Below are 21839 nucleotides of genomic sequence, written 5' to 3'. Positions count from 1 at the left end.
AGGTGATATTATGAAACTAAAAGAAAATAATAAGTTAAAGTTAATATCATTTTTAATTGCGATATTATTATTTATATCTGTTAATGAAAATTTCAAAAACTTCTCGGTTTTAGGTGGAAACAATAGTGATAATGCCACTGCATGGGTGAGTGATGTACCATTAGAAGTTGAATATGATAGAGATAAGCTTTATGTTGTAGGTATTCCTAATACTATTTCTGTGAAATTATCAGGAACGCAGACAAAAGTTCAAAAAGAAAGTATCGCAAAGAATTTCAAAGCTAGACTAAATTTAAAAAATGCTCAAATTGGTGATGATCAAAAAGTTAGAATAGAGATTGAAGGTTTAGAAAGAGGTGTTGATGGCACAGCAGAACCTTCTACAATAACTATTTCAATAAGAGAAAAAGCGACAAAAGAATTTAGAGTGACCCCTGTAGTTAAGAAAGAAAGACTATTAATAGGATACGAAGTCGAGAAACTTAGTGTAACTAATGAAACTGTTAAGATTTCTGGAGCGATTGAGAGCCTTAATAGAATTAATGAAGTTCGTGCTGAAAGTGATACACGTACAAAAATTAATAGAAATACTAGAGAAGAAGCTAAATTGGTTGCTTATGACAGTGATTATAACAAGATAGAAGATATTCAAATAGAACCGAATTCAACGGTCATGAGTATCGAATTAAAGAATATTGAAAAAGAAGTTCCGTTAGAAGTAAACACTATAGGTAGTTTACCTCCAGGATTTGAGCTTGTCAGTGCTACTGCTGATGTTACAAAAGTAACGATTAGAGCGGAGGATGCTGATAATCTTGCAAAAATAAGTGAAATGTTCGTTGATGTTGATTTGAGTGATATTAAAGAGGAAACAGAAGAGCGTAGTAATCTGAAGATTTATCCAAAAGAAAACATTCGAATAGCGACGGATACGCCGATTGTTAAAGTAACAATTAAGATAAGGAAAAAATAATTATGACAGATAAAAAATTGATATTTTTGGCTATTAATATGCTTATAACGGTTTTAAGTTTGGCTATAATAATAGGAACTATATTTATAGAAAATCAGAGAGTAAAAATAACTGCAATTTTTGTAGCGATAACGATACTAATAGTTCAAAAGATAGTGGAGATAAAAGTAATCAAAGAAACAAGGAAAGTTAGTATTGTAATATTACTTATTATAATAGCAGTTACGGGATATTTTGGTTATAGATTATTTTAAAATATCTGGGTGAATAATAAGGGAGACTTTAAAGTTTGATTTTATATAATTTTATTTTTAAAGTTTCCCTATAGGATTTATTAGATAATTTTACGATTCCAAAAGACGTTTTTATTGCTTATGGATTGTTACATGAAGTATTGTTATTTAAATTTTATATGGGATTAACCTGTTAGGTCAGCCCCGTAGTTTTTAATAAATTTTCAGGAGATGTTATGAATAGATTATTTTCATCAAAAATTTATATAAATCACAGATTTAAACTTATAATGTTATTGGATTTATTTATAGTAGTATTAGGGATAATAGCATCGATATTTTTAGGGAAGGCATCAGATCCATTTGCTATGCTTAATGGACACTATATAGAAATATTTGAATTTCTAGTGATTTCACTTGTCGTATATATAGTCAGTTTTTATTTATTCGGTACTAATAAATCTCTATGGTCATATCTAGGAGTAACAGAGATAGTTAATATCTGTATTTCTGTAGTTTTAGGGGATTTGATTACTAGTATTTTATACCAGTATATGTTGCCAGATACATTTTCAAATATTAGGTTTGCAATTTTTTCACCTTTATTAATAATAGCGGGTATGATGTTTACAAGGATGTTGTATCGTGCCTTACGTGAAAGAGAAGCTGGTAAGTATGGAGTTAGTACTTATAAAAATACATTCATAATCGGTGCAGGAGATGCGGGATATATATTATTAAAAGAACTATCAAAAAATAATATTTTCCGAGCTAATGTAGTTGGTCTTATAGATGATAATCGAAAAAATTCTGTAATCAGCGGGGTTACGGTAGTTGGAACAACTTATGAAATACTAAAACTTATTCCAAAATATGAAGTAGAACAAGTTTTTTTAGCTATTCCTTCGATTAGTGCTTATAATAAAAATAGAATATTAAATGTTTTGAAGGAAGCAAATGTTACTGTTAAGGTAATGAGTTCTGGTGTTGCTGTAGAAGATGGAGAGAGTATTTCTAAACACTTGAAAGATGTATCGATTGAGGATTTATTAGGACGTGGAGAGGTGAAACTTTCTCAAGGAGAGATTCGTTCTTATATTAAAGGAAAGAGTATCCTTGTTACAGGTGCTGGTGGTTCGATTGGAAGCCAGATTGTAAGAGAAATATTCAAATTCAAACCTAGTCAACTTGTTTTAGTTGATGTTAATGAAAATGCCTTGTACATGTTAGAACGTGATTTAGATTTTGAAAAATCACATAGTAAGGAATACGAGGATATAAATTATATTTCTGAAATAGTAAGTATTCGTGAAAAAGAGGCTCTAGCTGAGGTGTTTGATAAATATAAACCGAGCGTAGTGTTCCATGCAGCAGCACATAAACATGTACCGCTAATGGAACGTCGTCCACAAGAAGCGATAAAAAATAATGTCTTTGGGACAAAAAATGTTATGGATGTAGCGATTGAAAAAGAAGTAGAAAGATTTATTATGATTTCTACTGACAAGGCGGTAAATCCTACGAATGCTATGGGTGCTTCAAAACGTTTAACAGAGATTATTTTACAATCAAAAGGTAATAAGTACAAAACGAAATTTGCTGCGGTTAGATTCGGTAATGTATTAGGTTCAAATGGTTCTGTTATTCCTATCTTTAAAGAACAGATTAAAAAAGGTGGACCTATCACAATCACGCATAGAAATATTATTCGTTACTTCATGACGATTCCAGAAGCGGCACAATTAGTACTACAAGCTGGGTATTACGCAAGTGAAGGGGAGATTTTCCTATTAGACATGGGAGAACCCGTAAAAATAATAGATCTTGCGACAAACTTAATCAAACTATCAGGATTAGAACCGTATAAAGATATTGATATCGAAGAAATTGGTCTAAGACCTGGTGAGAAAATGTATGAAGAGTTATCACTTGATTACGAAAGCAGTGAGAAAACTGATAATCAAATGATCTATAAAAATACAACTTTAGACATTGATGTAGATGAATTAGATAAAAAATTAAATGAATTAAAATCAATGCTAGGACATTCAACAAATGAAGAAATACGTAGCAAGTTATTTGAAATAATAAATTGTTATAATGGATAAAAAAAGAAGGGCGATTCAAAAGTAATTTTGAGTCGCCTTTTTAGCTATAGGAATAATGCGAAAATCTTGATTTTTAAAAAACAAGATTTTATTGAATCATTCGCTAGCAAGTTTTAGAGAGTGTTATTTTTTATTTTTCTACGTTTTTAGTTTTTTTATCTATATAGTTATTTATAACCAACGCTAACACTATAGGTAAATTCATATAAACAAGTTTAATCACAAATAGTATGGTTTTGTATTTATGTGTAAAATCTGGACTAACTACTTCATCAAACAAGAAATAGATTATAGTACCAAATAAAAAATAGAATACTAAAGATATGTAAAATCTTTTTTTGAGTTTTTCTGCGTTTAACATAGTAACCTCCCTGAAATCGCGTATTGCGTATTTACTATGAATATGGAGTGGCTCAAAAAGTATGATCTTTTAAGAAAGAAGGTTTTGTTGAGTCAGCTCCTTTAGTATCTTTAACATAACACAAAAAATTTAAAAATAAAAGACTGATAAAATCATTGTTTTTATGGTATAATAAAAGTTAGTGATGTTGTTTTTAGAGATAGTTAACATAACATTACTCAAAAGAATATATAATGATTAAGTGCTGATTTCAAAAGAGTAAGTTTTTTTGAGGTTGGTATTTTTAGTTGCAAAGCAATAAAGTATAGCGAGTTATGCAATTACTCTAGATTATCTTTGATATTTTAATAGATGAATAGAGTGTGGTATAATATTTAAGTGAAACAAATAGGAATGATTTAAGAGGTTTGAACTATTGAGATTGATATAGTTTATATCTAAATTGATAGCGAGGTGATTGAATGAGTAAAGTTTCAGGTAAGGTAACAAAGGTTGAAAGTAAGGGTCTGTACATAAAATTAGAAAATGGCAAGGATGCATTCTTACCAAAGGAAAATATGTTTATAGGTAAAAAGAAGAAGCTAGAAGAGATTTTTTCTGTTGGTTTTGTTATTAAAGCTGAGGAGAAGGGTACAAAGGATTCTTTAGTGATTTTAACACAAAAAGAGTTAAGGCAAGCTGAAGGTGATAAGAAAAAAGTAGAGAAAAACCCTAAAGAAAAACAGAATAAAAAGAAAATTAAACCGAAAGTACCTGAAAAAAAAGATGCTAAAGAACAACCAGAAGCTCAGAAAAAACAAGAAGTGAAGGAAGAAATGCAGGAACCTAAGCAAGAGACAAAAACTCTAAAAGACTTGAAAAAACTTCAATTTATAGGGAATATGAAGATTTCTGTAGGAAAAGGTAAGAAGAGTAATATTACTGAGCTGTCTGAGGAGAAAGAAGAGAAAAAAGAAATTCCTCCAGCACCAGAAGGGTTACTAGAAGATATTATTGCGACGACAAAGCAAGCTAAAGGTAAGTTTGAAAAAATTAAGAAAGAACTTCAAGAAAGAGGTTATCTAGATGGACATTAATGTTTTATGGCAAAAAACTGATAAAATAGCACTAGGCCTGTCAGGAGGAGTAGATTCTATAGTTTTATTTCATCTGCTTGTTACAAAGTACAAAGATAGTTATAAAGAACTAGTAGCGTTTCATATAAACCATGGTCTAAGAGAACAGTCTTATGAAGAAGCCGAGTTCGTAGAGAATTTTGTAAAAAACTACAATGTTAAATTCTACAAAAAAGAGCTAAATATGAAAGGATTAGTAAGAGATAGTCATACTTCAGAGGAAATGCTCGCTAGAAAACTTCGATATGAAGCTTTTGAGGAGATGTCTTCGTTAGAAAGAGGTGTGAAGTTAATAACGGCTCACCATAAAAATGATCAGGTAGAAAATATCCTTATGAGACTACTTAGTGGACGTAGTATGGATTATAACTTGATGATAGAAGAGAAGACGACTATAGGAAACTTAGAAGTTTATCGTCCATTATTAAATGTATTAAAAGCAGACCTTGAGCAATATGCTGATAAAAGTGACTTAAAATACTATGTAGATTCAACAAACTTCGACACTGATTATACAAGAAATAATATAAGGCACAATATTATACCATTGTTGAACGACGTAAATGCAGCGAGTTTTGATAATTTAATTAATTTTTCTAGTTATTATCAAAACATTAATACTGAACTAAAAAATAAAGTATTAGAAGCTAAAAATGACTATGTGGTTTCCCTAGAAGAAGATAAAGTTGAATTAGATAAGAAAAAATTATTGAAAAATACCAAAGAAGAAATTTATTTCTTACTAAGAGATATATTAACAAATAATTTTGGTATTTTTGATGTGAAACAAAGAGCGCTTTTTACAATAATAGAAGACTTGAAAAATAGAAATAACAATAAAAGTTATGATTTGAAAAATAATTTAAAAATTATTAGCGAATATAATAGTATTTATGTTCATAAAATCGAAAAAAAATGTTATAATGATAGGATAGAATTAATTATAGATGAAGTGGATATTAATAAAGTTTATACATTTCATCAGAGTAATTTTCTAATAATGACAACTAACAACTCATCTGAAGTTGGATTTAATAAAGAGGATTTGCCTTTGATAGTTACGACTAAGAGGGGTGGCGATAGAATTCAAAGAGGTAAGGTTAGCAAAAAACTTTCACGTCTTTTTATCGATGAAAAGATTCCTAAAGAACTTAGAGACAAACTTCCAGTAATTCGCAACAAAGATGGGATTCTAGGAGTTTTAGGAATAAATACTAAAGTTAACAAAAATAAAAAATATGATTATTACATAAATATGAAAGGATAAAACAGTGGAAAATTTATTAAAAGATATTGAGAAAGTTCTATTTACACATGAGGACATCGTAGTCGCTAGTAAGAGAATTGCTAAGCAAATTGAAGCGGATTATAAAGATAAATGTCCTGTTCTAATTTGTACATTAAAAGGGGCAGTACCTTTTATGGGGGAGCTTTTAAAACATATTGATATTCATGTGGTTACTGACTTTATGGATGTATCTAGTTATCACGGAGGAACTGAATCTTCTGGTGTAATCAAAATCAAAAAAGATTGTGGAATGGATATTGAAGGTCGTCATGTAATTATCGTTGAAGATATCGTAGATACAGGAAGAACTCTGAAAGCACTTATCGAAAACTTAAAAGAAAGAAAAGTTGCTTCAGTAGCGTGTGCTTCACTAGTAGATAAACCAGAAACTCGTGTAGTTGATGTTGAGGCAGATTACATCGGTATAGTTTCACCAAATGAATTCTTAGTAGGATTTGGTTTAGACTATGATGAAAGATATAGAAACTTACCTTATATCGGTGTTCTAAAAGAAGAGATTTACTCATAATAATATTTTAATCAAAAAAGGTCAAAATATTAGTCAAACTTTAGTTAAATATGATAAAATAAATTATGTTTAGAAAAATGATAGGAGGAAGATTGTCTATATGAATAATAAAAAAAGACAAAACCCTATCCTTGGTATGCTTGCGTTAATCGTAATCGCAATTGGATTATTTGCATATTGGCAGCAAGATTTACCTGGGACAACTGAAAAAATAGACTATGCTAAACTTGTTCAAACTATTAAAGACGACAAGGTTAAAGAAATAAGTCTACAAAGAAAAGATGAGAACTACAATGTTAAAGGTACTTACACAGATGGTAATAAGAATTTCGAGAGTGTAGTTGCAGCATCTGATTCTGAAGTACAAAAACAAATTAATGAAAAGGCTAAAGATGGAAAATTAAGTGTAGTAGAATATAAGCCAGCTGAAAAAACTGGAGCAATTCTATCATTCTTAGGTCAGATTATTCCACTTATCTTGTTTATGGGTGTTTTAGTTTTCTTTATGACACAAATGCAAGGTGGCGGTGGAGGCAAAGTAATGAGCTTCCAAAAATCTAAAGCTAAAAAAATTGATGGTGGAGAAGCGAAAGTTACATTTGATGATGTAGCTGGAGCTGATGAAGAAAAACAAGAACTTGCTGAAATGGTTGAGTTCTTAAAAGATCACCGTAAATTCACTAAGATGGGTGCTAGAATCCCTAAAGGGGTCCTACTGGAGGGGCCTCCGGGGACTGGTAAAACTTTACTAGCTCGTGCTGTAGCTGGTGAGGCGAAAGTACCATTCTTCTCAATCTCAGGATCTGACTTCGTTGAGATGTTCGTAGGGGTTGGGGCAAGTCGTGTTCGTGACCTATTCAAAGAAGCTGAAAAGAATGCGCCATGTATCATTTTCATCGATGAGATTGATGCTGTAGGACGTAAACGTGGAAGCGGAGTAGGTGGAGGAAATGACGAACGTGAACAAACTCTTAACCAACTTCTTGTTGAAATGGATGGATTCGATGGTGAAAAAGGTATTATCGTAATTGCAGCTACTAACCGTGCTGACGTATTAGATAACGCCCTTAGAAGACCGGGTCGTTTCGATAGACAAATTAAAGTTTCTACACCTGATGTAAAAGGACGTGAAGCTATTCTTAAAGTACATGCTAAAAATAAACCACTTGCTAAAGGTGTTGACCTTCGTTCATTAGCAGAAAAAACTCCAGGATTCTCTGGTGCGGATCTTGCTAACATCCTTAACGAAGCAGCATTATTAGCAGCTCGTGAAAATAAATCTAAAATCGAAAAAGAGGACTTAGATGAAGCAATGGACAGAGTAATCGGTGGTCCAGCTAAGCGTAGTAGAGTATACACTCCAAAAGAAAAACGTTTAGTAGCTTACCACGAAGCAGGTCACGCAATCGTAGGTATGGTACTTGATAGTGCTGATAAGGTACAAAAAGTTACTATTATCCCACGTGGTGATGCTGGTGGATATAACCTTATGATTCCGGAAGAAGAAAAATACTTCCAAACTCGTACAGATTTAATCGACAAAATCTGTGGATTACTTGGTGGACGCGCTGCAGAGCAAATCTTCTTTAATGAAGTATCTACAGGAGCTCACAATGACTTCGAACGAGTAACAGCTATTGCTCGTGCGATGGTTACAGAATACGGTATGAGTGATGCTGTAGGACCAATGCAAGCACCATTCCACGATCCATATGGTGGACGTCAACTTTCAAGTATCGGTAACTACTCAGAAGAAATGCTGAAAGAAATCGATAACGAAGTTCGTAAAATTATTAACGAATGTTACGCTAAGGTTCTTCATATTATTGAAACTCACAGAGAACAATTAGAACTAATTGCACAAACACTTATCGAAGTTGAAACAATCGATAGAAAAGAAATCGTTGCTCTTTACCAATTTGGAAAAATGCCAAAAGACTTAGATGAAAGAGAAGCAGATCAACTAGATAAAGTAGTTAATAAGAAATACTACGAAGAAGAAGCTCGTAAAGCCAAAGAAGAAGCTGAGAAAAAAGCTCAAGACGAGGCTCAAAACGAAGAAGATAAAGTTGAAAAGGTTGAAGAAGAAGACCTAGAAGACGAAAAATCAAAAGAAAAACCTTCTGACGAAGAATAAAAAATAAACCCTAGATTTGGAATTAACCAAGTCTAGGGTTTTGTTATACTCTTTTGAAAAGTTATTATATCGGTGTTTAGATAATATTCATAATCTAAAGTGAGCGATAAATGAGCGATAAATGAGCGATAAATGAGCAATAAATGAGTGATAAATTTTTATTCTTTATCTTGCTTTTCTTCTCGTAAAGAAGTGGACTGTTGATATTACTAGCCCGAGAATAATTATATAAATCACTTGAGAAAATACCAATGGTGTAAAGTGATTTTTTAGGATAAATATATTAACTCCCACACCTATAATTGCAGCAATACTTAATATAGAAAGTAGTGCAACTTTATATTTGTTAAGAGGTAGGCTGACTTTGGCAACCATGCATAATCCATTTATTAACGCAAGAAGAAAACAGATGAATTTCGCTTGTGAATTGTCTGTGATGGCGAAGTTTGTCAGTAGTACTGTAGCTACTAAAATACCACCACCGATTGCTGCATTCGTAAGTATGTCTTTCATGAAGTTATTACTTACTTTGTCCTTATTCGCTTCAAAAGTTAGGAAGAATGATGGAATACCGATTGTTATCGCTGAAATTATCGTAAATTGAATCGGTATAAATGCAAACTCCAGGGCGAAGATCACACTAAGTATTGAGAAGACAATCGAGAAGAATGTCTTTGTTAGGAATAGTGAAGCTACTTTTTGAATGTTATTAATAACACGACGACCTTCCATAAGTATATCGTAGAATACTCCGAAGTCATCTGTTAAGAATACGATGTTCGATACGCTTTTTGCAGCACTAGTAGCACCATTCATCGCAAAACTAATATCAGCTTTTTTAAGGGCAAGTACATCATTAACCCCATCTCCACTCATAGCGACGGTTTTTCCAGCTTTTTGTAATACGGCTACCATTTTCTGTTTTTGTTCAGGAGTAACACGTCCGAAAATATCATTTTCAAGAACAGTTTTTTCAAACTCATCTTCAGTTATTTTAGTCATATCAATAGCCTTAGCATCTTCTTTGAAACCAGCTTTTTTAGCGACACCGTACACGGCTATATGGTTATCTCCACTGATTATTTTTACTTCGACACCTTGTGATTCAAAGTATTTGAATGTTTCTTTTGTGTTTTCTTTAATTTCATCTGATAGAACTACATGTCCTACAAGTTTCATATTAGTAGGAACATTTGTACTGTCTTCAGTATAGGCTAATGATAAAATTCGGTAACCTTCTTTTTTCAGATTTTCATAATATTCATCCATTTCAGAAGAAAAGCTTAAAAATTCATATGCCCCAAAGAAATATGTTCCACCATTTTTTAGTTTTATAAATGAATATTTATTTTTACTAGAAAAAGCTCCTAATTCTTCCACATCCCATTGTTTTTTACACGTTAGATGATTTTTTAAAGCTCTAGACGTTGCATTTTCATCATCGAAGTATGCAAGATAACTTGATAATTTTTCTGCAACCTCATCATCAATTTCTACAACATTCATATTACCTGTAGTGATAGTTCCTGTTTTATCGAAACAAAGGACATCGACTCTGGCAAGAGTTTCCACGCAGTATAATTCTTGAACTAAAACTTTCTTTTTAGCAAGTTTCATCGCAGCAACTGCAAGAGAGACACTGACAAGAAGGATTAAACCTTCTGGAATCATACCTACTAAAGCTCCAGCACTACTCAAGACTATTTCTACATAACCACGTCCAAGACTAGCACCACGCATGTACAGCATAATTGCGACAGGAACTAATAGAATAGATATAACTTTTAATATTTTATCCATATAGTCACGAAGTTTAGATGGATATTTCTTAAATTCTTTAGTACTTTTAGCAAGCTTATTAATATAGCTATCCTCTCCAACAGCAACAGCTCGTACTAAACAACTACCACTAACTACGTTACTACCACTCATTACTTTATCACCAGTAGTCTTAAAGATATTGTCACTTTCACCAGTTAATAGTGATTCATCGACCTCGATACTATCTTCGATGATTTGGGCATCAACAGGAATCTGATCCCCGAGATTTAAGTGTAGATATTCTCCAAGGACGATTTCTTCGGAATCTATATTTATTATTTCATTATCACGATTTACACGGTATTTACTTCTACCTAGCAAACTTAACTTCTCAAGAGCATTTTTTGAACGAACCTCTTGAAAAATACCAATTGCAGTATTTATAGTAATTACACCTAAAAACAACATATTTTCAAATCTAAGTGTTGTAGCTATAAATGCTGCTAAAACTAAGTTCATAGCATTGAAAAAAGTAAAAATATTAGAAAAGATAATCTCTTTAGTAGTTTTATAAGGTTTTATATGGCTAATATTTTTTTTCGCTTTAGTTACTTCTTCACTAGTTAAATATTTCATTCTACCTCCGCCATAACTATATTTTTAATTAGTTTCTATTTTATCACACTTTAGTATAGTTTGGGAAATTAAAGGATAGAGGATAGAATTTCGAAACTTTTAATTGCTAGTTTATTTATAAAGTAGTATTATATTATTGACTAAATTATATAATAAGCGAGAACAACATGGAAAAACTAGATTATTTAATAAAAACACTAAATTCAGAAATAGTAATATCAGAAACGGAACAAGAAAAGAAAGATTTATTTAGAACATTGATGAATACATGGAAAGTGTCAGAACTGCCAGGTGAATTTTATGAAGTTCAAGATGAATATTTACAAGAAGTTCTAAAAGCTAAAGGAATAACAAAATTAGAAGATTTAACTGAAATTGATGAGAATATTTACCTATGGCAAGGCGATATTACTACATTGGAAGTAGATGCTATAGTTAATGCGGCGAACAAGGCTTTATTAGGATGTTTTATTCCACATCATAGATGTATCGATAATGCCATTCACACACAAGCAGGGCTTCAACTTAGAAGAGAATGTGATGAAATAATGAAAGAACAAGGGACTTTTGAAAAAACAGGACAAGCTAAGATAACAGCAGGATACAATTTGCCTGCTAAACATGTTATTCATACAGTTGGACCAATAATATATCGTGTTGTTGAAGATGATGATAAGGAACTTCTTGCATCATGTTATAGAAATTCTTTAAAAATTGCTTTAGAGAATAATCTTAAGAGTATTGCTTTTTGTTGTATAAGTACGGGAGAATTTAGATTTCCAAATGATCTTGCTGCTGAAATAGCGGTAGCTGAGGTTAAGAAATTCTTTAGAGAAAACCCTAATGCTGATTTAAAAGTAGTATTCAATGTGTTTAAAGATTTAGATAAGAGGTTATATAAGGAATTATTAGGCTAAGAGAATCAAGAGCTAGTAAGTTTTTATCTAACAAGGTATCGAATTTGTGATATCTAGAAAACTAAACAATAAGTAATTAAAAACAGAGTTTCGATTATATGATTTAAATTGCCATATTAACTTGTAAAATGATAATAGCCCCCAAAATTTGGACAAATTTTGAGGGCTATTTATTATTCCTCTGTAAAAATCTGTGTCGCTTTTACTGCACGTTTCCAACCTTTGTAAAGTTTTTCGCGTTCTGCTTTTTCCATTGTAGGAACAAATAGTTTGCCTGCAGTATTTAGGTTCTTAAGTTCATTTAAACTTTCCCAATATCCAGTGGCTAATCCCGCTAGGAATGCAACACCTAGAGCTGTAGTTTCTAGATTTTCAGCTCGAGCGACTTTAACGCCTAGGATATTTGCTTGAAATTCTAGTAGATAATCATTGTTTGCAGCACCTCCATCGACTTTAAGAAGAGGAATTTCTACATTTGCATCAATTTTCATAGTATCGATAATGTCGCGTACTTGATAAGCGATAGATTGTAACGTAGCTTTAACCAGATCTTCTTTAGTAGTAGCACGAGTTAAGCCGAAGATAGTTCCACGAGCATCAGGATTCCAATATGGAGCACCTAATCCTGTGAAAGCTGGCACTAGATATACTTCGTTGTTATTTTTAGAATTGTATGCTAATGATTCTGTTTCAGATGATTTTTTAATTAAACGTAAACCATCTCGTAGCCATTGAATAGCGCTTCCTGCGATGAAAATAGATCCTTCTAAAGCGTAATAAACTTTTCCATTTATACCATAACCAATAGTAGTTAGTAGGTTGTTTTTAGAAAGTTTCATATTTTCTCCAGTATTCATGATAATGAATGAACCTGTACCGTATGTATTTTTTATCATCCCTTTATCAAAGGCAAGTTGTCCGAAAAGAGCAGCTTGTTGGTCTCCAGCAAGTCCACTAATCGTAACTTCCCCACCGTAGAAATGATAGTCTATAGTTTTTCCATATACTTCTGAATTTGATTTAACTTCAGGTAGTAGAGATTCTGGTATATTTAGAATTTCTAAAATTTCTTTATCCCAAGTTAAATCTTTGATGTTAAATAGCATCGTTCTAGCCGCATTTGTGTAGTCGGTAACGTGAGTTTTTCCACCTGTAAGCTTCCATACTAACCATGTATCGATAGTTCCAAACAGTAGTTCTCCATTTTCAGCTCGTTGTTGAGCTCCAGGAACATTATCTAAAATCCAACGTATCTTAGTAGCTGAGAAATATGCATCAACTACTAACCCAGTCTTTTGATGTATCATATCTTTATAACCATCGTTAACAAGTTTATTAGCTATATCGGCACTTTGTCTACTTTGCCAGACTATTGCATTATAAATAGGTAGACCAGTGTTTTTATCCCAAATTACAGTAGTTTCGCGTTGATTTGTAATACCGATACTGTCTATTTGATTCGGTTTTATACCACTTTCGATAAACGCTTCTGCGATTACTGATTGTATAGAATTCCAAATTGCGTTAGCATCATGTTCAACCCACCCGGACTGAGGAAAAATTTGTGGAAATTCCTTTTGACTGCTCGCTATTATCTCTGCTTTCTTATTAAAAATTATCGCTCTAGAACTAGTAGTACCTTGATCTATTGCCATTATGTATTTTTTCATACTCCACCTCGAAATATTTATGTCACTAATATTATATCATTTTCTAATAGTGTTTAAAAGATGAAGACAATGGAGAATTGTATATTGAAAGTAGGGGGCTTAGTGCAAAGAGAATAGATTATTACATAGCGTATTATTAGCGTTTTTCGTATTTTTCTTATAAAATAGATAATGATAGTTTTTTAGAAAATTTATTATAAAATAAAGGAGAAATATAATGAGCAGTTTACACAAATCATTAACAGCATTACTAGAAAAATTAGAGGAAAATGGTGTTTTACAAAAAGAAAAGGTTAATACAGTAGCACTTAAAACAGAGGAACTTGCTAAACATATTCGCAATCGTTTCGCAAAAGAATACGCAGATTTAGAAATTCGTAGACTTTTAGAAAAAGTTCATTATGCGAATACTTATGAGGATAAAGTGCTGAAAGAAACAGCGTTTTTAGTCGATGAAATTAGTGAATATATGTTTAGACTTGAAGTTGCTAATCGTGATTTTGTAGTTGGATACTTTAATACTTTAATTATTAATCCAGCTATTGAAGCAACAGAGTATAACTTCGTATTAATGGAAGTAGATAGTTTAATTGAAAATAGCTTCTTAGAATTACCTGAAGAAGAGGAATAATGATGAAAATCTTAATACCGACAGCCAAAGAACTAAATAAAAAAGCAATGCCTCAAGAAGGATTGAAACTTAGTGAAAAAAGTCTGGAAATAGTTGCTGAATTTGCTAAATTTAGCACCCTAGATTTGGCTAAAGTTTATAAAATCAAAGAAGATAAGGCGATGGAAGAATTTTCTCGTTGGCAAGATATAAATAACAATACAGCAAAAAGTTATAAAGCATTAGAATTGTTCAATGGTCTAATGTATAGAAATATAAATCGCGATAATTTTGATGAGGCTGATAAGAAATATGTAGAGGAAAATGTATTTATAACAACATCTTTATATGGTGTAATAGGTGCTTATGATTTAATCCAAGAACATAGACTAGATTTTTTACAAAATGTAAAAATTTCTGGGCGGTCATTAAAAAATTTCTGGAGAGCTAATTATGATGAAAGCATAGAAGATGAAAATCTTGTTGTTTCATTGCTTTCTAGTGAATTTGAAGAAGTATTTTCAAAAAAACAAAGAGAGAAATTTATTAAAATCAGCTTTATGGAAGAAAAAGATGGAGTGTTAAAAGTTCATTCTACAATATCAAAAAAAGCAAGAGGTAAATTTTTAACTGAGCTTGTAAAAAATAGAGTTTCATCAGTAGAAGAAATGAAGAAAATACAGTTTGATGATTTTAAATTTAGCGCAGAAAATTCAGATGGAAGAACATTAGCTTTTATAGCAAAAAGATAAAGAATAGATATTAAGTGAGGAAAATGACGTGAAAATAGATATAACTACCAGAAAACTTTATTTTGGATTTCCTGTGATATTAATAGGATATAAAGACAAGAAATGGGGATATAATGTAACCGCAGGTAGTTCTTCGTATTCTTTAGGAAAAACAATAACAATAGGCTTGGTTGCTGAAAATAACGCTGCTAAAAATATAAAGGAGTATAAGGAATTTACGATAAATATTCCGTATAGAGATATATTAGAAAAAGTAGAAGTTGCAGGTTTTAAATCAGGAGAAGATAAGTTAGAAATAGCAGATATAAGTTACAGTATGGCTAAGCATATAGATGCCCCAATCTTAGATGAATGTGTTTTATCGTTGGAGTGTAGAGTAGCTAGTATTATTGAATATGAGGGATATGCTAATATTATAGGCAGTATAGAAAGAAGAGTAATATCTAAAGAATTAGTTGACGCTAATGGTAATTTAAAATATGATGAGTTTAATCCAGTGTATTTTTTAGGTGATGATGAAAAGAGAAAATATCGTTTTTTTAGCGATGAAAGCAAAGAACTAGGAGATTATATAAAAGGAAAGTAGTGTAAAGGATAGAAGAAGATGAAATTAGAAACTAAAACCAGTAAATTATATTACGGATTTCCAGTAATATTAATAGGTTATAAGGACAAAAAATGGAGATACAATGTGACGGCTTGTAGTTCATCATATTCTTTAGGTGATATGATTACAGTTGGACTTGCAACAGAGAGTAATGCTGTAGATAATATTAAAGAATATGGAGAATTTACAGTAAATATTCCGTGTCAGCAAATTCTGAGTAAGGTTGAAATCGCAGGATTTCATTCAGGTCAAAACAAAATTGGAATGGCTGATATGACATATGATCCAGCAAAATATATTGATGCACCAATAATGGATGAGTGTATAATGTCTCTTGAATGTAAAGTGGAAAGTATTATTGAATATGGAAAATTTACGAATTTTGTAGCATCGATAAAACGAAGAGTTGTCTGTGAACATCTTTTAGATGAAGAAGGAAACCTTAAATATACACAGTTTAATCCGATTTACTTTATGGGTGATGATAATAAGAGAGTTTATCGATATTTTAATGAAGAGAGTAAAAATCACGGAGAAAACATGGGATGTTCTTCAGAAGATGATTATAACCCACTTTGTGGATAATATAAATTCGTATAGATAAAAATAATTAAGAAAGGAGGATATTAGTATGTATTACAATTTACAAGTGCACAGTGCCTACGATTTATTAAATAGTACGATAAAGTATGAGAGTCTGTTTTCAAAGTTAGCAAAAGATAATCAAAAGTCAGTTGTTATAGTTGATTCAAATATGTACGGAGCAATAAAAGCACATAAAGAAGCCAAGAAATCAGGTGTTAATTTGATTCAAGGTTTAGAAGTGAGTTTGGGATATGGTATAGGACTGCTTAAATTTAACATATTGTGTAAATCAGAAAAGATGTTCTATAAATTGTTAGAGATCTCTACTAAGTTTATGAATGAAGAAGAGTGGACTGTAGAAAATTTCGCCAATGAAATGATAGACTATAAGGATGATTTTGTCTTAATAGTTGTTGATGAACTTAGAGATAGTATGGAATTTTCATATTTAAATAATTTGCTTGGTAAGTATAATTTTTATTTTGGATTTAATGAAAGTTTTCAAGTAAGTACTTATAGTTTTTATGAAAATATAGTTTATACAAAACCAAGTTATTATTTAAATAAAGAACACTATCAGCAAGTCATTGTTAGCCGAGCTATTCGCGATAATAAAAAGCTTAATATACAGGAACTTACGACTATTTCAGGAGATGAATTTGTCAGAGAACAAAAAGACTTTGAAGAGATTTTTACATTTGATGATGAACAACTACACTCAGTTTTTGAAAAATCATTTAAGAATCAAAAAGAAATAATTGATAATTGCCAATATGATCTGAATTTTTCTGGATATCATTTGCCAAAGTATATTTACGGAGAAAAAGAAGAGATATTCTCTAACTTATCTTCTAAGGAATATTTGCTTTATTTGGTTCAAAAAGGTGTGAAAGAAAAACTAGTGGGTAGAGATTTATATCATTATAAAAAACGTTATAGTTATGAGCTTAAAATTATCGATGAAATGGGCTTTAACGACTACTTTTTAATAGTTTATGATTTTGTGAAATATGCAAAAGATAATGATATATTAGTTGGAGCAGGACGTGGTAGTGCTGCTGGAAGTTTAGTTTGTTACTTACTCGATATAACAGAAGCGGATACATTGGAATAACATATGCTGAAAGAAAGATTTTTAAATAAAGAACGTATCTCTATGCCTGATATCGATATAGACTTCCAAGATACTAGACGTGATGAAGTAATAAAATATGTAGAAGAAAAGTATGGTTCTGATAAAGTAGCTCAGATTATTACCTTTACAACATTTCAATCGAAAAGTGCAGCAAGAGAATCAGCGAGAATATTCCAGTTTGATGAAAAAACTTTGAAATTCATTAGTAGTAATATTAGTTCTACAAGAACTTTGAAAGAATGTTATGAAATATCAGAAGAACTGAGGACATTTATTAATCAAAGCAATATTAATAAACGTTGGTTTAGTATAGCTCTTAGTTTAGAGAATTTACCGAAGAATCCTTCTGTACATGCAGCTGGGATAGTAATAAGTGATGATAAGTCGCTTGTTAACTATGCTCCACTCGCCAAATCAAATATGACGAAGTATTTAACGCAGTGGACGATGGATGATGTAGAGAGTGTCGGCTTATTAAAAATAGATTTTCTAGGTATTAGATACCTTACAATGGTGTCAAGTATTGTAGAGGAGATAAAAAAAGAAAATCCAACGTTCGATATAACAAAGATAAATTATCAAGATCCTAAGGTTTATGAACTGTTTGCTAGAGGTAAGACAGAGGGTATCTTCCAGTTCGAATCAAGTGGTATGAAGGAAAAGTTAAATCTCTTAAAGCCTACGGAATTTAATGATATCGTTGCGATGAACGCTCTTTATAGACCTGGTCCTATGGCTCAAATAGAAGTCTATGTTCGTAGGAAAAACAAAGAAGAGCAAGTAGTATATCCACATCCTCATTTAGAAAAAATATTAAAAGATACTTATGGGGTAATTGTTTACCAAGAGCAGATTATGCTGATTGCGGTGAATTTTGCTCATATGAGTCTTAATGAAGCGGATAATATGAGAAGAGCTGTAAGTAAGAAGAAAAAAGAAGATTTGGAATACTATGGTCGCATATTCGTAGAGAAGAGTGTTGCAGCTGGGTATGATATAAAAGTTGCTGAGAAACTTTTTGAGCTTATCGTTACCTTTGCAAATTATGGTTTTAATAAGAGTCATGCGGTTGTGTATAGTATGCTAGCTTATCGCTTAGCGTATTTGAAAGTCTATTATACTAAGTACTTTATGACAGCTTTATTAAATAACGTAATAAGTAGTGAAAAGAAAATAAATGAGTATAAACAGGAACTTAATAATCTAGGAATAAATCTTGTTAAACCTGATGTTAATAGGAGTTTATCTAATTTTAGAGTTTTTAAAAATGATATCGTATTTGCCTTAACCGCAATAAAGAATGTTGGTTATAGGAGTAGTTATGAAATAGTTCAAGATAGAATTAATTTCGGATTATATCTAGATATAGATGATTTCTTAAAACGAATGAATAAGAAGGTTGACTATCAAGCAGCAGTTTCACTGGTTAAAGCTGGTGCGCTAGATACTTTTGGATATAATAGAGCTACTTTGATGAAAAAAGTAAATGACTACTATTCAGATAATAGACAGTACATTAATAATGTACGTGTTGCTTTATCTGCGGAGAGTGGGCTTACGTTGAAAGTTGAAGAAGTGGAAGATTATCCAATTACAGAAAAAATTCAAATGGAAAAAGAAGTAACGGGGACATATTTTTTAAAACATCCGGTACAGGTAGAAAAAGAGAAATACTCTTATTTACCACTTCAATATGTTGGTGGTGAAATAAGTGATAGTTATGTAGAAATAATAACGAAAAAAGAAATCAAAACTAAAAACGGTGACTATATGGCGTTTTTAACGGTTAATGATGGGAAAAACGACTATGATGTTACAGTATTTCCAAGTGTTTATAAGTATGCAAATGTCTTTATAAAAGTAGGTAGTTTTGCGGTTATGTCATTGAAAAAACAATTACGCAACGGCAGAGAACAGTTTATATTAGAAAAGATAGCAAGTTTGAAAAATTATAATGACTATTGTATGAGTAATATGAAAATTATCTATACAATTATTGATGATGCTATATTGGACTTACTAAGTGAATATAAAGTTGAAAGTAGCAAAGTTAAGGTGATTGCGTTATTAAATAATGATTCAACAAAAGGAAGAACATTTTTCATAGAAAATGAACATATTTTTGTTCAAAAATTTTTGGAAAAGTTCCCTGGAAAACGTATTAAAATCGCATACATGTAAATAATCAAAAAAAATCGAACAAAAATAAAACAAAATTCTGTTTTTAGTAGAAAAAAGTTCGAAAATATGTTATTGTTTATAGGTAAATTTAAAAATAATTAATAACAAAGTATGAGGAAGGTAATAGTACATGAAAAAAATAGCAGTTTTAACAAGTGGTGGAGATGCACCAGGAATGAACGCAGCAGTGCGTGCAGTTGTAAGAACAGCAATCTATAATGGATTAGAAGTCTATGGAATATATCAAGGATATAAAGGATTAATAGAAAACAACATCAAAAAACTTGAAGTAGGAGATGTTGGAAATATTATTAATCGTGGTGGAACAATGCTTTATTCAGCACGTCTACCAGAATTTGCTAACCCAGAAGTTAGAAAAATAGCTATTAAGAACTTAGAAGCTTTAGGAATCGACGGATTAGTAGTAATCGGTGGAGATGGTTCATATCGTGGAGCTATGGCTTTAAGTAATGAAATGAATATTAAAACAGTCGGTGTTCCTGGAACAATTGATAATGATATCTGTTGTACTGATTTCACAATTGGATTTGATACGGCACTTAACACAATCGTTGATGCAATTGACAAGGTTCGCGATACAGCATCAAGTCATGAGCGTGCATTTATTATCGAAGTAATGGGACGTAATGCAGGTGATTTAGCGCTATTTGCTGGTATTGCTGGGGGAAGTGAAAGTCTTCTAATTCCAGAGAAAAAAGAAGATATCGATGAAGTTGTTGCACGTATTAAAGCTGGAGAAGATCGTGGTAAAAAACACTCAATCATCGTATTGGCAGAAGGTGTAATGGGAGGTCAAGAATTAGCAGATAAACTTACAGAACTTACAGGTGAGAAAGTAAGAGCTACAATTCTAGGTCACATCCAACGTGGAGGAACTCCAACTGCTCAAGATAGAGTATTAGCTTCTCGTTTAGGAAACTATGCTGTACAATTATTATTAGCTGGTGAATCAGGTCGTGCAGTAGGTATTCAAAATAACAAACTTGTTAGTACAAAATTCCAAGATGTATTCAGTGATGCGCACAATGTTGATTTAACAATTTATGATGTATCTAAACAACTTTCAATCTAACAATAAAAAACGTTTTCTTAACATAAAAATGTTTGTTTTTTAGAAAAACGTTTGAAAACAAGTTGAAAATAGGTTAAAATAGTAATAGTAAAGATAAAAACTTAAGAGGTATGTAATATTATGATACAGAAAAAAACTAAAATAATTTGTACAATTGGACCTAAGTCTGAAGCAAAAGAAAGACTTACTGAAATGGTTGAACTAGGGATGAACGTTTGTCGTCTTAACTTCTCTCACGGTGATTATGCAGAGCACGGTGCAAGAATCCAAACAATTAAAGAAGTTAGAGAAGCTACAGGAACAAACTTAGCAATCCTTCTAGATACAAAAGGACCAGAAATTAGAACTAACAACATGGAAAATGATGCAATCATGTTAGAAACTGGAAATGATGTTATCGTTTCTATGACTGAAGTTTTAGGAACACCAGAAAAATTCTCTATTACATATGCAGAATTAGTACATGATGTTAAAGCTGGAGACACTATTTTATTAGATGATGGACTAATCGGATTAACTGTAAATAGTGTTGATGTTGAAGGTGGATTAATCTATACTACTATCCAAAATGGTGGAGTACTTAAAAACAAAAAAGGAGTTAACGTTCCTGGTGTATCTACAAAATTACCAGGTATTACTCCAAAAGATGAAGAAGATATTCGTTTCGGATGTAAAAATGATATCGACTTCGTTGCTGCTTCATTTGTTCGTACAAAAGAAAACGTACTAGAAGTAAGACGTATTCTTAAAGAAGAAGGATGTGAACACGTTCAAATCATCCCTAAAATCGAATGTCAAGAAGCTATCGACAATATCGATGAAATTATCGAAGTATCTGATGGTATCATGATCGCTCGTGGAGACCTTGGGGTTGAAGTACCAGCAGAAGAAGTACCAATTATGCAAAAAGATATTATTGCTAAATGTAATGCAGCTGGTAAATTCGTAATCACAGCTACTCAAATGTTAGACTCAATGCAAAAAAATCCACGTCCAACACGTGCTGAAGTATCTGACGTAGCGAACGCAATTTACGATGGAACTGATGCAATTATGTTATCAGGAGAATCTGCAGCGGGTGCATACCCAATTGAATCAGTTCGTACAATGGCTACAATTGCTAAACGTACTGAAGAAATGCAAGATTA

At 31.7% G+C, this 21839-nt stretch carries 17 protein-coding genes and 1 pseudogene; 15 read left to right on the top strand and 3 right to left on the bottom strand.

Annotation, left to right across the window (positions count from 1 at the left end; all coding sequences use genetic code 11):
- Positions 1-10 precede the first annotated feature (10 nt).
- The 3 genes from RWL85_RS05355 to RWL85_RS05345 all read left to right on the top strand — a co-directional run bounded on the left by RWL85_RS05355 (position 11) and on the right by RWL85_RS05345 (position 3314).
- Positions 11-973 carry a CdaR family protein gene (locus RWL85_RS05355; RefSeq protein WP_314085783.1) on the top strand — a complete coding sequence of 321 codons (963 nt, stop codon included), beginning with the start codon at positions 11-13 and terminating at the stop codon, positions 971-973.
- A gap of 2 nt (positions 974-975) precedes the next feature.
- The gene (locus tag RWL85_RS05350; RefSeq protein ID WP_314085780.1) at positions 976-1227 is read left to right on the top strand and encodes a hypothetical protein; all 252 of its coding nucleotides are present in this window, start codon (positions 976-978) and stop codon (positions 1225-1227) included.
- A 215-nt stretch (positions 1228-1442) separates the two neighbouring features.
- The gene (locus tag RWL85_RS05345) at positions 1443-3314 is read left to right on the top strand and encodes a nucleoside-diphosphate sugar epimerase/dehydratase (RefSeq protein WP_314085777.1); all 1872 of its coding nucleotides are present in this window, start codon (positions 1443-1445) and stop codon (positions 3312-3314) included.
- Positions 3315-3444: 130 nt separating this feature from the next.
- Here RWL85_RS05345 and RWL85_RS05340 read toward each other — a convergent pair whose 3' ends face one another.
- Complete coding sequence (locus RWL85_RS05340) at positions 3445-3675, bottom strand: hypothetical protein (RefSeq protein ID WP_314085774.1); 231 nt, start codon at positions 3673-3675, stop codon at positions 3445-3447.
- Between the two features lie 461 nt (positions 3676-4136).
- On the opposite strand from RWL85_RS05340, the gene RWL85_RS05335 reads away from it, so the two are divergent.
- From RWL85_RS05335 to ftsH, 4 genes are all read left to right on the top strand, one after another.
- A complete protein-coding gene (locus RWL85_RS05335; protein WP_314085771.1) occupies positions 4137-4751 on the top strand; it encodes a S1 RNA-binding domain-containing protein in 615 nt (204 codons plus the stop codon).
- Positions 4741-6057 carry a tRNA lysidine(34) synthetase TilS gene (tilS, locus tag RWL85_RS05330; protein WP_314085768.1) on the top strand — a complete coding sequence of 439 codons (1317 nt, stop codon included), beginning with the start codon at positions 4741-4743 and terminating at the stop codon, positions 6055-6057. The genes RWL85_RS05335 and tilS overlap by 11 nt, the downstream gene beginning before the upstream one ends.
- Positions 6058-6061: 4 nt before the next feature.
- On the top strand, positions 6062-6607 hold the full coding sequence (gene hpt / locus RWL85_RS05325; RefSeq protein ID WP_314085765.1) for a hypoxanthine phosphoribosyltransferase: 546 nt from the start codon (positions 6062-6064) through the stop codon (positions 6605-6607).
- 100 nt (positions 6608-6707) lie between these two features.
- Positions 6708-8744, top strand: coding sequence for an ATP-dependent zinc metalloprotease FtsH (gene ftsH / locus RWL85_RS05320; RefSeq protein ID WP_314085763.1), 2037 nt, complete (start codon positions 6708-6710; stop codon positions 8742-8744).
- Positions 8745-8909: 165 nt separating this feature from the next.
- Here the strand turns inward: ftsH and RWL85_RS05315 are convergent, their stop codons facing one another.
- Positions 8910-11141 carry an HAD-IC family P-type ATPase gene (locus RWL85_RS05315; protein ID WP_314085761.1) on the bottom strand — a complete coding sequence of 744 codons (2232 nt, stop codon included), beginning with the start codon at positions 11139-11141 and terminating at the stop codon, positions 8910-8912.
- Between the two features lie 167 nt (positions 11142-11308).
- Here RWL85_RS05315 and RWL85_RS05310 point away from each other — a divergent pair, with 167 nt between their 5' ends.
- Positions 11309-12058: a protein-ADP-ribose hydrolase gene (locus RWL85_RS05310; protein WP_314085758.1), complete on the top strand. Its 750-nt coding sequence runs from the start codon at positions 11309-11311 to the stop codon at positions 12056-12058.
- Positions 12059-12231: 173 nt separating this feature from the next.
- On the opposite strand, the gene glpK is transcribed toward RWL85_RS05310, so the two are convergent.
- Positions 12232-13728: a glycerol kinase GlpK gene (glpK, locus tag RWL85_RS05305; protein WP_314085755.1), complete on the bottom strand. Its 1497-nt coding sequence runs from the start codon at positions 13726-13728 to the stop codon at positions 12232-12234.
- Between the two features lie 217 nt (positions 13729-13945).
- Here glpK and RWL85_RS05300 point away from each other — a divergent pair, with 217 nt between their 5' ends.
- The 7 genes and pseudogenes from RWL85_RS05300 to pyk form a co-directional block, all read left to right on the top strand.
- On the top strand, positions 13946-14359 hold the full coding sequence (locus RWL85_RS05300; protein ID WP_314085752.1) for a hypothetical protein: 414 nt from the start codon (positions 13946-13948) through the stop codon (positions 14357-14359).
- On the top strand, positions 14359-15090 hold the full coding sequence (gene yaaA, locus RWL85_RS05295; RefSeq protein WP_314085749.1) for a peroxide stress protein YaaA: 732 nt from the start codon (positions 14359-14361) through the stop codon (positions 15088-15090). The genes RWL85_RS05300 and yaaA overlap by 1 nt, the downstream gene beginning before the upstream one ends.
- A 28-nt stretch (positions 15091-15118) precedes the next feature.
- Entirely contained in the window at positions 15119-15676 is a 558-nt protein-coding gene (locus tag RWL85_RS05290; protein WP_314085746.1) for a flavin reductase family protein, read from the top strand.
- Positions 15677-15694: 18 nt separating this feature from the next.
- Entirely contained in the window at positions 15695-16282 is a 588-nt protein-coding gene (locus RWL85_RS05285; protein ID WP_314085743.1) for a flavin reductase family protein, read from the top strand.
- Between the two features lie 46 nt (positions 16283-16328).
- Positions 16329-19598: pseudogene (locus tag RWL85_RS05280) on the top strand (DNA polymerase III subunit alpha).
- A gap of 130 nt (positions 19599-19728) precedes the next feature.
- On the top strand, positions 19729-20691 hold the full coding sequence (gene pfkA / locus RWL85_RS05275) for a 6-phosphofructokinase (protein ID WP_314085740.1): 963 nt from the start codon (positions 19729-19731) through the stop codon (positions 20689-20691).
- Positions 20692-20811: 120 nt separating this feature from the next.
- The coding region (gene pyk / locus RWL85_RS05270) for a pyruvate kinase (RefSeq protein WP_314085737.1) at positions 20812-21839 on the top strand (1028 nt) is incomplete at its 3' end.

This window comes from uncultured Gemella sp. (genome assembly GCF_963515875.1).
GTDB lineage: Bacteria > Bacillota > Bacilli > Staphylococcales > Gemellaceae > Gemella.
This window is presented reverse-complemented; position numbering and strand designations above follow the sequence as displayed.

Coding starts and splice junctions, on each gene's coding strand:
- yaaA (WP_314085749.1), top strand. CDS start 14,359: ATGATGAAAATCTTAATACCGACAGCCAAAGAACTAAATAAAAAAGCA.
- RWL85_RS05350 (WP_314085780.1), top strand. CDS start 976: ATGACAGATAAAAAATTGATATTTTTGGCTATTAATATGCTTATAACG.
- glpK (WP_314085755.1), bottom strand. CDS start 13,728: ATGAAAAAATACATAATGGCAATAGATCAAGGTACTACTAGTTCTAGA.
- ftsH (WP_314085763.1), top strand. CDS start 6,708: ATGAATAATAAAAAAAGACAAAACCCTATCCTTGGTATGCTTGCGTTA.
- pfkA (WP_314085740.1), top strand. CDS start 19,729: ATGAAAAAAATAGCAGTTTTAACAAGTGGTGGAGATGCACCAGGAATG.
- RWL85_RS05285 (WP_314085743.1), top strand. CDS start 15,695: ATGAAATTAGAAACTAAAACCAGTAAATTATATTACGGATTTCCAGTA.
- RWL85_RS05310 (WP_314085758.1), top strand. CDS start 11,309: ATGGAAAAACTAGATTATTTAATAAAAACACTAAATTCAGAAATAGTA.
- RWL85_RS05335 (WP_314085771.1), top strand. CDS start 4,137: ATGAGTAAAGTTTCAGGTAAGGTAACAAAGGTTGAAAGTAAGGGTCTG.
- RWL85_RS05300 (WP_314085752.1), top strand. CDS start 13,946: ATGAGCAGTTTACACAAATCATTAACAGCATTACTAGAAAAATTAGAG.
- tilS (WP_314085768.1), top strand. CDS start 4,741: ATGGACATTAATGTTTTATGGCAAAAAACTGATAAAATAGCACTAGGC.
- RWL85_RS05315 (WP_314085761.1), bottom strand. CDS start 11,141: ATGAAATATTTAACTAGTGAAGAAGTAACTAAAGCGAAAAAAAATATT.
- RWL85_RS05345 (WP_314085777.1), top strand. CDS start 1,443: ATGAATAGATTATTTTCATCAAAAATTTATATAAATCACAGATTTAAA.
- RWL85_RS05355 (WP_314085783.1), top strand. CDS start 11: ATGAAACTAAAAGAAAATAATAAGTTAAAGTTAATATCATTTTTAATT.
- RWL85_RS05340 (WP_314085774.1), bottom strand. CDS start 3,675: ATGTTAAACGCAGAAAAACTCAAAAAAAGATTTTACATATCTTTAGTA.